This window comes from Pseudomonas sp. GZD-222 (assembly GCF_049310525.1).
In the GTDB taxonomy this organism is placed as follows: domain Bacteria; phylum Pseudomonadota; class Gammaproteobacteria; order Pseudomonadales; family Pseudomonadaceae; genus Aquipseudomonas.
This window is the reverse complement of the sequence record NZ_JBMOWO010000080.1, coordinates 206532-219512: the sequence shown is the minus strand read 5'-3', so window position 1 is coordinate 219512 and position 12981 is coordinate 206532. Positions and strand designations below refer to the sequence as shown.

The 12981-nt window shown below is 60.1% G+C and carries 12 protein-coding genes; 10 read left to right on the top strand and 2 right to left on the bottom strand.

What is annotated here, in order from left to right:
* Positions 1-31 precede the first annotated feature (31 nt).
* From ACO6VD_RS16485 to ACO6VD_RS16445, 9 genes are all read left to right on the top strand, one after another.
* The gene (locus tag ACO6VD_RS16485) at positions 32-2593 is read left to right on the top strand and encodes a heavy metal translocating P-type ATPase (protein WP_422420613.1); all 2562 of its coding nucleotides are present in this window, start codon (positions 32-34) and stop codon (positions 2591-2593) included.
* Between the two features lie 139 nt (positions 2594-2732).
* Positions 2733-2981 (top strand): hypothetical protein, encoded by a 249-nt coding sequence (locus ACO6VD_RS16480; RefSeq protein WP_422420612.1) that lies wholly within the window; start codon positions 2733-2735, stop codon positions 2979-2981.
* A gap of 78 nt (positions 2982-3059) precedes the next feature.
* Positions 3060-3254 (top strand): heavy-metal-associated domain-containing protein, encoded by a 195-nt coding sequence (locus ACO6VD_RS16475; protein ID WP_422420611.1) that lies wholly within the window; start codon positions 3060-3062, stop codon positions 3252-3254.
* Positions 3255-3737: 483 nt separating this feature from the next.
* Entirely contained in the window at positions 3738-4763 is a 1026-nt protein-coding gene (locus ACO6VD_RS16470; RefSeq protein WP_422420609.1) for an HOASN domain-containing protein, read from the top strand.
* Positions 4764-4804: 41 nt separating this feature from the next.
* The gene (locus ACO6VD_RS16465) at positions 4805-5791 is read left to right on the top strand and encodes an HOASN domain-containing protein (protein ID WP_422420608.1); all 987 of its coding nucleotides are present in this window, start codon (positions 4805-4807) and stop codon (positions 5789-5791) included.
* 29 nt (positions 5792-5820) lie between these two features.
* On the top strand, positions 5821-7254 hold the full coding sequence (purB, locus tag ACO6VD_RS16460; protein ID WP_422420606.1) for an adenylosuccinate lyase: 1434 nt from the start codon (positions 5821-5823) through the stop codon (positions 7252-7254).
* Positions 7254-8705, top strand: a complete 1452-nt coding sequence (locus tag ACO6VD_RS16455; RefSeq protein WP_422420605.1) for a class-II fumarase/aspartase family protein — start codon at positions 7254-7256, stop codon at positions 8703-8705. Before purB ends, ACO6VD_RS16455 begins: the two co-directional genes overlap by 1 nt.
* 50 nt (positions 8706-8755) lie before the next feature.
* Positions 8756-9829 (top strand): class I SAM-dependent methyltransferase, encoded by a 1074-nt coding sequence (locus ACO6VD_RS16450; RefSeq protein ID WP_422420603.1) that lies wholly within the window; start codon positions 8756-8758, stop codon positions 9827-9829.
* A gap of 177 nt (positions 9830-10006) precedes the next feature.
* On the top strand, positions 10007-10426 hold the full coding sequence (locus tag ACO6VD_RS16445) for an MAPEG family protein (RefSeq protein ID WP_422420601.1): 420 nt from the start codon (positions 10007-10009) through the stop codon (positions 10424-10426).
* Positions 10427-10449: 23 nt separating this feature from the next.
* Here ACO6VD_RS16445 and ACO6VD_RS16440 read toward each other — a convergent pair whose 3' ends face one another.
* On the bottom strand, positions 10450-11394 hold the full coding sequence (locus ACO6VD_RS16440; RefSeq protein ID WP_422420599.1) for a LysR family transcriptional regulator: 945 nt from the start codon (positions 11392-11394) through the stop codon (positions 10450-10452).
* A gap of 152 nt (positions 11395-11546) precedes the next feature.
* Here ACO6VD_RS16440 and ACO6VD_RS16435 point away from each other — a divergent pair, with 152 nt between their 5' ends.
* On the top strand, positions 11547-11963 hold the full coding sequence (locus ACO6VD_RS16435; RefSeq protein WP_422420597.1) for an ester cyclase: 417 nt from the start codon (positions 11547-11549) through the stop codon (positions 11961-11963).
* Between the two features lie 129 nt (positions 11964-12092).
* On the opposite strand, the gene ACO6VD_RS16430 is transcribed toward ACO6VD_RS16435, so the two are convergent.
* Complete coding sequence (locus tag ACO6VD_RS16430; protein WP_400171134.1) at positions 12093-12866, bottom strand: transporter substrate-binding domain-containing protein; 774 nt, start codon at positions 12864-12866, stop codon at positions 12093-12095.
* Positions 12867-12981 lie beyond the last annotated feature (115 nt).

The following is a 12981-nucleotide window of genomic DNA, read 5'->3' as shown; positions in this document are numbered from 1 at the left end:
TTGTTCAACAGACACTGAAAGGGGTAGTTCAATGGCTTCCGTTGCCGTCCAACCAGGCTCCAATCCGCCCTCGTCCGCAAGCAGTCGCTTGAGCCTGCCGGTCGAAGGCATGACCTGCGCGTCCTGCGTCGGTCGGGTCGAGCGCGCGCTGAAAGCGGTACCCGGCGTGCATTCGGCCGCCGTCAACCTCGCCACCGAACGTGCCGACATTACCTTTAGCGCCGAGGCTGATCCACAGGCCGCCGTACGGGCTATCGAAGGAGCCGGTTATAACGTTCGCGAAGAGGCTAGCGAACTTGCGATCGAGGGCATGACCTGCGCGTCGTGCGTTGGCCGGGTCGAGAAGGCACTGGCAAAGATCCCGGGTGTGATTGAAGCCAACGTCAACCTGGCCACCGAGCGCGCCCGGGTGCGCCACCTGGCCGGCGTTGTCTCCAGCGCCGACCTTGAAGCAGCGATCAAACAGGCGGGCTACAGCGCCCGTAGCCTGTCTGCGGAAAACGCCAACGCTGGTGATCAGGACAGCGAGCGCCGCGAAAGCGAGTCACGTTCGTTGCGGCGTGCATTGCTGATTGCCGCGATCCTGACCTTGCCGGTGTTCATCCTCGAGATGGGCTCGCACCTGATTCCCGGCATGCATCACTGGGTGATGGAAAATATTGGGCAACAGACCAACTGGTACCTGCAGTTCGCCCTCGCCACCCTGGTGCTGTTCGGTCCGGGGCTGCGTTTCTTCCAGAAGGGTGTACCGGCGTTGTTGCGCGGTGCCCCTGACATGAACTCGCTGGTCTCGGTCGGTACCGCGGCAGCCTACGGCTATTCGGTGGTCGCCACCTTCGCACCGCAAGTGCTGCCGCAAGGCACGGCGAACGTCTATTTCGAAGCAGCCGTGGTCATCGTCACCTTGATCTTGCTGGGCCGCACCCTAGAGGCGCGGGCCAAGGGCAAAACCTCGCAGGCGATCAAACGCCTGGTTGGGCTTCAGGCCAAGACTGCGCGCGTCGAGCGCAACGGCACCAGCATCGAGATTCCGCTCGATCAGGTCACCACCGGTGACATCGTCTTCGTGCGTCCGGGCGAGAAGATTCCGGTCGATGGCGAGGTCGTGGAAGGCGCCTCGTATGTTGACGAGAGCATGATCAGCGGCGAACCGGTGCCAGTGTCGAAAGGGGTGGGCGCCGAAGTCGTCGGCGGTACGCTGAACAAGACCGGTGCCTTCAGCTTCCGCGTGACCAAGATCGGCGCCAATACCGTACTCGCGCAGATCATCCGTCTGGTCGAAGAAGCGCAGGGCTCGAAACTGCCGATCCAGGCCCTGGTCGACAAAGTCACCATGTGGTTCGTCCCGGCGGTAATGGCCGCCGCCACACTGACCTTCCTGATCTGGCTGGTGTTCGGTCCGGACCCGGCGCTGACCTTCGCCCTGGTCAACGCCGTCGCCGTGCTGATTATCGCCTGCCCATGTGCCATGGGGCTGGCCACGCCGACCTCGATCATGGTTGGGACGGGCAGGGCGGCTGAGCTCGGCGTGCTGTTTCGCAAGGGCGAAGCCCTGCAAGCGCTGCGTGACGTGAGCGTTGTTGCGCTGGACAAGACCGGTACGCTGACCAAAGGCCGCCCCGAGCTGACCGACCTGATTACCGCTGATGACTTTGCCTACGATGAAGTCCTGGCGCTGGTCGCCGCTGTCGAGACGCGTTCGGAACACCCGATCGCCGAAGCGATCGTCGCCGCCGCACAGCAGCGTAACCTCACGATCGCAGCCGTCGAAGGCTTCGACGCAACCCCGGGCTTTGGCGTCTCGGCCAAGGTCGCCGGACGCACCGTCTCTGTCGGCGCGGACCGCTTCATGACGCAGCTGGGGCTTGATGTGGCCAGCTTCCTGTCGACCGCCAAGCGTCTTGGCGAGCAAGGCAAGAGCCCGCTCTATGCCGCGATTGACGGACGCCTGGCCGCAGTGATCGCGGTCGCCGACCCGATCAAGGAGTCGACGCCTGAGGCGATCAAGGCGCTACACGCCCTCGGCCTCAAGGTGGCGATGATCACCGGTGACAATGCGGCGACGGCGGCGGCGATTGCCAAACAGCTGGGCATCGATGAAGTGGCGGCCGAAGTGCTGCCCGATGGCAAGGTCGCGGCGCTGAAGAAGTTCCGCAGCGAGGGCGCGCGGGTGGCCTTCGTCGGAGACGGTATCAACGATGCGCCGGCGCTCGCCGAAGCGGATGTCGGTCTGGCCATTGGTACCGGTACCGATGTGGCGATCGAAGCGGCCGATGTGGTGTTGATGTCCGGCGACCTGCGTGGCGTGCCGAATGCCATTGCCCTGAGCCAGGCCACCATACGCAATATCAAGCAGAACCTGTTCTGGGCCTTTGCCTATAACGCGCTGTTGATCCCGGTCGCTGCGGGGGTGCTGTATCCACTGAACGGCAGCTTGCTGTCGCCAATCTTCGCCGCCGCCGCCATGGCACTCTCCAGCGTATTCGTGCTCGGCAACGCGCTGCGGCTCAAGCGCTTGCAGGCGCCCATGGCGATTGAATCGCGCGCCGAGGCACCGCGCAGTAACGTAGGGGCCGTCGCCTCTGCTGAATGATCGTTGAACCCGGCGCCTGGCCAGGCGCCGGTTCTTTACGCCCACACAAACCGTCGCGAGTCACTCAATACCAGTGTTTCGGTGGGCGTTCGTTCGCGCTTGAAAAGCGCGAATGGCTAACTATGCAAGGAGACATGGCATGAGAAAAATAGCCTCTACGTTGGTTGTCATCACACTGGCACTGGCCGCCACTGCGGTTTCGGCAAAAGGTGGTAACCCGAAAAACAACGGTAACTACGACCTGAATAATTTCAGTACTACGCCTTTGTATGTGTGGAGCAATGGCAAGTTGGTGAAAAATCCGCAGTTCGCCATCGAACGCAGCACTGTAAAAGAGCGTAACCAGGAAGTAATCAGTGCTACGGATGACGTTAAACACTACGAATAGTTAGTGTTAAAGCATTTGACCTTGCCACAGGGGCAGGCTCTATCTTTTCTGGACTTCATCATTGATCAGGAGATCGACATGTATAGTTTTACTATTCCGAACATGACCTGCGGTGGCTGCGCCCGATCGGTCACCAATGCACTACTGAGTGTCGATCCGGACGCGCGTATCAAGACCGATCCACCCTCCCGCAACGTGACGGTCGAGAGCAACCTGGACGAAGCTGCGTTCCTTACCGTGCTTAGCGAAGCCGGGTACCCTGGCAAGCAGTAAGCTGAAGCGCTGAAGCTTCTGTAAACCGCGGATGCCGTTGTTTTTCAATTTGTAACCAAGTGAAGACATCGGCATTCGTCGGGCGGCCTGATCCTGGCGTCGCAACCCCTTGCCGGGCGGGTTCGGGCCCGCATGAGCAGTACTAGTGCGTAATTTTTACCGATTGTGAATGTGCGCAAAAAAATTCAAATTCAAAGCTTGACCTTTCCACTATGGGAAGCTTTACGTTTCCCACACAACAACAAAGAAAGGGTAGTTACATGATTTCTCTTGAGTTTCAACAACCGCGCAATACCTCCTCTGACTTAGTTCTCCGCACTCACGGTGTGGACGCCAACGTTCTATTCCCCTGATCAAACTCATAACTTCGCACGCCTCGGCGTAGGCGAAGAGTGCGTCATGCTCACGATCAAGGAATCACCGTAACCTTGTTTGTGAGGTCGATGGTTAAAAGGAATGTTTTTGTAAGCAATGGAGATCGATATGGAAAAGATCAGCGCCTACCGCGATGCCGTTAACCCAGACACTTTTTTCGGCCAGACTCACGCGGCTGTTCCGTCAGTACCTGCGCTATTAACCGAGGCATTGAAGCCCGGTGCCAGCTACGCTCAGCTCACGTTTGCCCTGGAGGCCCTGCTTGCGCTCACCGAGAAAGGCCTGGCAGGGGATGCCACAGCCTACGCGCAGTACCAGGCGTCGCTCCTGGAACTGCATATTCCCGGTGACCCCCGTACCGAGCCGACCCGCCGCTGGATGGCGAGCCAGGTCTATCTGATCGAGGATAAATTCGCCCCCAAACTGCCAGACTTCAAGCTGCTGCCTGTGGACGAATTTCGCAAAAAAGTCGACGCTGAAATCGAGGCGCGCAGCCGTGTGACGCACCCGATGTCGGTTCACCTGTTTCACGGCACGCCGCCGCTTGAGGACGTGCGATTCTTCCTGGAACACCACTGGACGCGCTCCTACAATTTCTACAGCCTCCTGGCCGAGCTGGCGTTCCGCTTCGAAGCCATCGAGGATGCCTCGGTGTTTTATCGCAACCTGTATGGCGAAGCCGGGGCGGAGACTCCAGAGCGTTCGCATCCGGCGTTGCTGTCCCACCTCATGACCTACTTCGATATCCCCCTGTGTATCGATTTCCCGGCGCTACAGCCGCTGGAAAAGGCCTACCTGAACAATCGCATCCGTTGCGTGCGTCATACCGATGTCGCCTGGGGCCTGGCGCTGCTCTATGCGGTTGAGTCGGTCAGTTGCGTCAACCACCGGCGGATCTACGAAATGCTCCAACGCCTCGGCGTTCCGGAGCAACCCAGCGAGTTTCATCGCCTTCACGGTACTCAGGATGAGATCGATACCGAGGAGATGTGGGCACTGATCGCCAAGTTCGCCCCCAGCGAAGCCTTCCAGCGCACGTTCATGCAGGCGCTGGCGCGGCACTTCGAAATCAACAAGGCGTACTTCGACATGTTGTGGCAGCAGATGCAGGGTCAGTCCATCCACACCGCCTGAACCACCACCGTGCACGTAGAACAAAATAAGGAGCACACAGGATGAGTACTCGTAATTTTTCTCTGCAGCAACTCCAGAGCCTTCACTCCAGCGAAGCGCGCAGTGTCGCCGATGCGCTGGCAGCCAACGCAACCTCCAGCCAGATCGAAACTGCGGCGAACAGGCTGGCCGCGCTGACCGAAACGGCGCACAAGGGCGACGCCAAGGCCTTCGCCGAGTATCAGCAACTGCTCTATATCCTGTCGCTGAGCGATGACGTGGCAACCGCGCTGACCCGACGTTGGCTGGCCAATGCAATCTATCGCGTGGAAGAGCGTTTCATGCCTGCTGCCGACCTGTCCTCTGCGCTGTCCGAAGAGGCCTTCGAGCAGCGTCTGAAACAAGAGATTGCTGCGCAATCCCGCGAAAACCACCCGATGTCTCAGTACGTCTTCGCCGGCTCCGCCTCGCGCGCGCAGCTCCAGGTCTTTCTGCGCCACCAGTGGTTCCGTACCTTCCGCCTGTATCGGGACGCGGCGGATCTGCTGGTGAACTTGACCGATGTTGACGAGGCCGCAGCACTCAGCCGCTACCTGTACGGCGAACTGGGGGAAGAGGACGAACGCAGTTCGCATCCGCGCTTGCTGGCCAAGCTGCTCAACGCCATTGATCTGGAGGCCGACTTCGAGGCGATCTCGACGATGCCCGAAGAGATCGCCTACCTCAACAACCGCGCCCGTAGCTTCCGTAATCCCGACGTCGGCTGGGGCCTGGCGGTGTTCTACATCACTGAACTGGTGGTGCCGGGCAACCATGAGAAGCTCTATCGCGCGCTGCTTCAGGCCGGCCTCAGTGAGGACGCGGCGGAGTACTACAAGATACACATCAGTCTCGTGCCGCCTCGCGCCAAGCGGGAATGGCAGCTGATCGCTCGACGCATCCCTGATGTGGCGTTCCAGAACGCGTTCCTGACCTCATTGGCGCAGCACTTCCGTGTCGAGCGGGCCTATTACGACGCCGTCTGGCAACACCTGCAGAACGTCAAGTAACCGCCCCGGGACAACGCGAGCGAAACAACATGCCGAGTCACATAACAGAATCTCGTCTCCACGGGGGCGCTTACTCGTCCCCGGAATTTGCCGCGATCTTCTCTGATAGCAATCAGTTGCAGAAGTGGCTTGATGTCGAACGGGCGCTGGCGGCGACCCAGGCAGAGATGGGCATCATTCCACTTCAGGCCGCGCGCGAGATTGCCCGCGTAGCCAAGGTGGAGATGTTCGATCTCGACGCACTGGGTCGCGAGAGCATGGCCACCGGGCACATTCTGGTGCCCACCCTCCGTGCATTGGCATGGTCCTGCACAGGACGTTGGGGTGAATACGTGCATTACGGCGTAACCACCCAGGACATCCTCGATACAGGGCTGATGCTGCAGATCAAGGAGGCCTGGACGCTGGTGCTGAGCCGCTTGCAGTCGATTCGCGCTCATCTGCGGGTGCTTGCCCAGCGTTACCAGCACACCCCGATGGTGGCGCGAACCCATGGCCAGCAAGCTCTGCCGACGACGTTCGGCTACAAGGTGGCGGTCTGGATCGATGAGCTTGACCGTCACCTGGAGCGCTTTGACGAAGCCTATGCGCGGGTAATGGTGGGCAACTTGACCGGGGCCGTGGGCACCATGGCAGCGTTTGGCCAACAGGGCTTCGAGATCCAGCGCCGAACCCTGGCCAGACTCGGGCTCGCCGCCCCCTTGACCAGTTGGCACAGCGCCCGGGACCGGGTGCTGGAGGCCGCCTGGCTGCTGGTTCAGACCTCAGTAACCTTGGGCAGGGTGGCCAATGAGATCTATCACCTGCAACGCACCGAAATAGACGAGGTACGCGAGTACAGCCGGCCGGGGCAGGTCGGCAGCAGCACCATGCCGCACAAGCAGAACCCGTCGACGGTAGACCTGATCAGCGCGCTGTCGCGGCTGGTGCGGGCGCAGATGGTCGCGCTCACGGACGCTGCGTTTCAGTTGCACGAGCGAGATGGTACGACCTGGCGCATCGAGTGGGCGGCGTTGCCGGACCTGTTCATCTATGCCGGTGCGCTGCTCACCCGCATGGACGGCGTGCTGGCGGCCGGGCTTGAGGTCCGCGAGGAGCGCATGCGCAGCAATCTGGACATGCTTGGCGGCCTGATGCTGTCGGAGCGGATCATGCTCGCGCTGGCGGCGCAGTTTGGCAAGCAGACCGCCCATGAGCTGCTGCATGAGGTGTCCCAGGCATCACGGCGCAACAATGTCTCGTTCCGCTATGCACTGCTCAACGATGAACGCTTGCGCGACTGTTTCACCCCGCAAGCGCTCGAAGACCTGCTCGACCCCGCCACCTATACCGGGCTGGCGGCGGAGATGGTCGATCTGGTCGCTGGCAATTCGCTGTCCGACCCTTCAAGCGATGACCTTGAAAGGGCGATGTCAACGCAAGGAAATCCCAGTCAGTCTCAGCGCGTGATGGAGGATATGTGATGGATGCACAAACGCTTGAAATGGTTGCCCGTTCTTCCTGCAGCGCACCTTCGGGTGACATTGCTGCACTGCAGTCCGAGGCAAGTTGCCAGCACGAACACAGTCATATTGTCGACTCGAAAACCCACGGGGGAGGCTATGCCGGTCCGGTGAGCCGGCGGATTTTCTGCAGCCACTGCCGTCTGCAGCGTTGGCTTGATGTCGAAGCGGCGCTGGCACAGGCTCAGGCGGATGTCGGCATCATCCCCCGCCAGGCCGCGCTCGACATCGAGCAGGCTGCCCGGCTTTCGGCGATCAATTTGCGCCAGATTGCCGATGGCGTTGCCACCACCGGGCACTCGCTGATGCCGTTGCTCAGTGCCTTGCAGAACAACTGCAACCCGAGTTCCCGCGAGTACGTGCACTTTGGCGCTACCACCCAGGACATCCAGGACACCGCCCAGTCCCTGGAAATGCGCGATGTACTGGATGCGATGGAGCACGCGCTGGATATCCTCCTGGCCAGACTCACGGCGTTGGCGAACGCGCAACGCGACTCGCTGATGGTCGCAAGAACCCACTCGATTCCGGCATTGCCCACTACCTTCGCGCTTAAGGTAGCGGGGTGGATCGATGAACTGATGCGCCATCGCCAGCGCCTTGGCGAGGCACGCAAGCGGATTCTGGTGGTGCAGCTGTTCGGTGGCGTTGGCACGATGGCAGCCTTTGGCCCTGAGGCCATGGCCATGCTCGAGCGCTTTGCCCTCCGGCTGCAGCTGGATGCACCGCTGGCGGGCTGGCATGTGTCGCGCGATCGTGTTGCCGAGTTCGTCAGCACCCTGGCCATGGTCACCGCTTCGCTGGCCCGGGTTGCCGATGAGATCCGCACTCTCAACCGCTGGGAGATCGGCGAGCTGGAGGTCGGCTGGACGCAGCAGCAGATAGGCAGCAGCACCATGCCGCACAAGCGCAATCCCGAGGGTTGCGAGCAGGTGGTGGTGCTCGCGCGGCTGGCCAAGGCCCAGGTCATGCTCGCGCTCGATGCCATGATCCTGGAGCACGAACGCGACTACCGCGGGACGCGCCTGGAGTGGTGTGCGGTCGCGGATGTCTCGCACTATGCGTTGATGGCGTTGTCGTTGCTGACCGAGACGATCAGTAGCCTCACGGTCAACAACAAGACCATGGAAAACACTGCAAACGCCTACAGCGATGCCATCTGCACCGAGGCTTTCGTCTTTGAAATGGCGAAGAAACTCGGCAAAAGCAGCGCTTACGCAATCATCTTCGAGATCACTCAGGCCAGCCAGCGCAACCGCGTGTCGATGCGCGAGGCGATCGAATCCGACCCGCGGGTTACCGCGGTCATGGACGAGGACACACTGACGAGGCTGTTCGAGCCCAGAAGCCATCTGGGAATGGCCGGGACAATCGTTGACAACGTGCTGGACAAGGTTGCCAGCCATTACTGAGAACCCACCGCAGGCGACATGCGGTCATGCTGTAAAACAGGGAGAAACAAATGACAAAGGGTATTGAAACTGACATCGCCAAGGTCGAGCAATTTTCTGCACGGATCATGGAAGATTACGGCAACACACTGCGCGGCGCGATGCTCTACATCGGCGACCAGCTGGGCTTGTTCAAAACACTTGCGCACGGTGACTGGGTGACCCTGGAGGAGCTGGCCGAACAGTCCGGCTACAACGCCCGTTATCTGCGTGAGTGGCTGGGCAGCATGGTGACCGGCAGTTACCTCAGCTACGACCCGCAGACCCGGCGCTACCGCATGCCTGCCGAGTTTTTCCCGGTGCTTGCCGACGAGGATTCACCGTACTTCGCCGGTGGCATCATCCAGTTGAGCGTGCCGTTCGTGAGCATGGCGCCCAAGGTCATCGAGGCTTTCCGCAACGGTGGCGGTTGCGCCGAAGAAGCGTTCCCGCTGGAGACCTGGGAGGGCATGGAGCGCATGACCATGCCCTGGTACAAGCATTACCTGGTGCAGCACTGGATTCCGTCGCTGGACGGTGTCGAAGAAAAGCTGCGCGCAGGCGGCAGCGTCCTCGATTTTGGCTGCGGCAGTGGCCTGGCCGCGATCACCATGGCCAAGGCGTTTCCCGAGGCGCGGGTCTATGGCTGCGATTTCCACCCACCGTCAATTGAACGCGCACGGGCCAATGCCCGGGCCGCCGGGGTTGCGGACCGGGTGCAGTTCGAGGTCAGTGATTCCGATGCGCTGGTGGGCAAGAAATTCGACTTCGTCACCACCTTCGTGGTCATCCACGATGCCACCGACCCGCAGCAAATGCTCAAGGACTTGCGCGAGTCGACCGCCGACGACGGGACCTTCCTCATGGTTGAGCTCAACCTCTCGGAAGAGCTGCACGAGAACATGAACCTGTTCGGGCGGGTGATGTACCCGCAGAGCACGCTGTATTGCATGACCTGCTCGCTGTCGCACGGCGGAGAAGGGCTTGGCGCCTTCATGGGCGAAGGCCGTGCAAGGCAGATGGCCGAGAAGGCCGGGTTCAGCCGCTTCCGCAAGGTGCCTTCGGCGCGGCCGGCGATGCCTGCATTGTTCGAACTCAGACCTTGAGGTGAAACTGCCCGGGATTGCGCTCTGCGCGATCCCGGGCAGCGGCGAACGCTGAAGACAGATTTACGGTGCTACCGGGATTAGCCTTGTGAAACTACCCTCGAAGCTATCGGTGGTCGTTAGCGTGTGTGAGCAGCTACCCACTGTTTCATTCTTGAAGCATAAGAGGTCTGTTCAATGAACACGCCCACTTGGGTACTGCTGGCATTCGCCGCCTGGACACTGCTCATCCTGCTGGGAACGGTCGGTGTCTATCGCTGGTCGATGATCTTGACCGGTCGCGCAACCGTCCGTGAATGGCAGCCAGGCACGCCGCAAGGCAGCGCCTGGTATCAACGGGCGATGAATGCCCACCGCAACTGCATCGAGAACCTCCCGGTCTATGGCGCTATCGTCCTGGTGCTCAATGCCTCGGGCTTGACCAGCAGCACATTGGACATCCTCGCCCTGGTGCTGATCACCGCCCGCGTCCTGCAGAGCCTGGTTCATATCTGCTTTGAGCAAACTGAAGCGGTGGCGATCCTGAGGTTTGTGTTCTTCCTAATCCAGATCATCATGATGTTCTGGATGGGGCTGTGGATTGTGCAGGGCGTTTGAACGCGTCGGCGCTTGCGGCTGGGTCAGCCCGCCAAGGCCTGGGAGGTATCGTCAATGACCTCTCTGAGTGTCTGCACCAGTGCTTGCGCGGCAGGGGACAAGGTGACACCTGGAAGCCGCGAGATGCCAATCTGACCCAGCAACAACGGTTCGAACGCGGGAAGGCGAACGATCTCGGCGCTGTACACGGGATCGAACGCCACCGACTGCGGCAGTATTCCCAACAGATCGGTCTGCCTCAACAGCCAGAGAATATTGAACAGAGAAACCGTTTCGATGGTTGCATGCGGCGGGTCGATGCTCTGCCGATAAAACAGGTTGTCAAACTGCTTGCGCAAGGTGGTCTCTGCATGGGGCAGCATCCACGCCGCACCTGCAAGTGTTTCGAGGGTGGCGTCCGGTTGCTGCGCCAGTGGGTGATCGTGCCTGCCGACAATAATGGCGTTCTCGCTGAACAGCGCTTCCTGTGCAACCACCGGGCTGCTGCCGACATCGGATAGCCGACCGATCAGAAAGTCCAGTTCGCCCGCGATCAACCGCGGGATCAGTTCCGCGCTGACCCCATCGACAATCTTGATCCGTATGTCAGGCCGAGATGACCGGAGTCGGGCAATCGCGGCGGGCACCAGGTAACTGGAACCTGTCAACACACAGCCGACGGTGACCCGCCCGGAATAACCCCGGCCCAGTGCATCAATGGCGTGGGATACATGGTCGATCTGGGCAAGCACGCCATGACTGCGTTCGACAAAAGCCCGTCCGAGTTCGGTAGGCGTCACCCCGCGGCGGCTACGCATGAATAGCCGTGCGCCAACGGCCTCCTCGAGGTCCTGTAGCAGTTTGCTCGCAGTCGGTTGCGAGAGGTGCATTGAGCGCGCCGCATGCAGGATGCTGCCGTATTCAACCAGGGCGATGGCCAGCCTGAAATGTCGAACCGTGGCCCAGCGCTCGAGCCTGTCCAGCTTCATGTGGTATTCCATTTATTGATATCACCTTAAATATACTGGTGATTTACCGATAAAAATACCCTCCCTAGAATGCGCGCTACAGAGGCCGCTGCGCGGTGCTTCTGGAAACTCCAGCACTTCAAACTTGTGTTCACATTGATGAGGTAACTGTCATGGGTCTTAACAATCTCGAAACGGTAAAGCGCTATTTCAAATACTGTGTCGATGGCAAAGATATTGAGCGTGTAGATGAGTATTTTGATGCTGATGTAGTGGTGCACCGACCCGATTGTGCCGCGCCCATCGTTGGCGTCAGCAACTTCAAGCGCGCGTTGTCCGAGCATGTCCTGGATCGCTATGCGTCAATCGAAACGACGTTCAGCAAAGAGGTGGTAACCGACGATGTGGTTGTCGTTCATTTGACCCACCGTGCAACAGGTTCAAACACCTGGCATGGATTCGATGTGCAAGGCAAAGATGTGAACTGGACGGCATTGACCTATTTCCGTTTTAACCCGGCAGGCAAGGTCGTGGAGGAGATCGTTGAGCGCAATGAATTGTTCATGGCCAGGCAGCTTGGGATTATCTAATCCCATGGCCTGAGGTTTGTGTTCTTCCTTATCCAGATCATCATGATGGTCTGGATGGGCCTGTACATTGTGCTGGGCGGCTGGACTGCGCTCGCTTCAGCGCAGTCCGAAGGCGTAGAAGGCTGTGATTCAGGGCGCCGCCAACCACTGATTGACGATACCGTCGTACACCCCGGTGGCCCTGCTCAGGTGCAACCATTGGTCTACATAGCTTTTCCACGCAACATCACCGCGGGGCAGCAGGAAGGCTTTTTCGCTGTACTGCATTTCGCGCTCAGGGTTCACCGCGCACAAGCCCGGCTTGAGCTTCTGCTGATAACGCGCTTCGCTGGCGTCGGTGATCATCACGTCGGCCTTGCCCGCCAGCAGTTCATCGAAAATCGTTACGTTGTCGTGCAGTCGCAATTGCGCCTGGCCCAGGTGCGTACGGGCGAATACTTCGTTAGTGCCGCCGGCAGGCTCTATCACCCGCACCTGGGGCTGGTTGATCTGCTCGACCGTCTGATAGCGCTGCACATCGGCGCAACGTACCAGCGGGATCTTGCCGTCGACGCCCAAGGAGTGGCTGAAGAATGCCTTTTTCTGCCGCTCCAGGGATACCGAGATCCCACCGACCGCAATGTCGCAGCGTTGGGCGAGGAAGTCTGGCATCAGGGTTTTCCAGGTAGTGGGTACCCAGTGGATTTTCGCGTTGAGGCTCTTGGCCAGGGACTCGGCCATCGCAATGTCGATGCCTTCATAGCTGCCATCGCCGCGCAGGGAGGTGTAAGGCTTGTAGTCTCCGGTGGTGCAGACAGTCAGCGTGCCGCGCTGGAGTACGTCGTCGAGGCGCGAGGGGGCGCTGTCGGCCAGGGCGTTGCTTGCCAGACTTGTCAGTACACAGAGGGCGAGGGGAGCTTTCATGCGGTCGAGTCCTTGGGGGCATGGTCGGGACCACCATTATTTCCAGTGGGTGGCGGCTTGGCAAAACTTTGAGATGTCAGACAGTAATCACCGATTTCGAGCTCTTTTGCCCGGT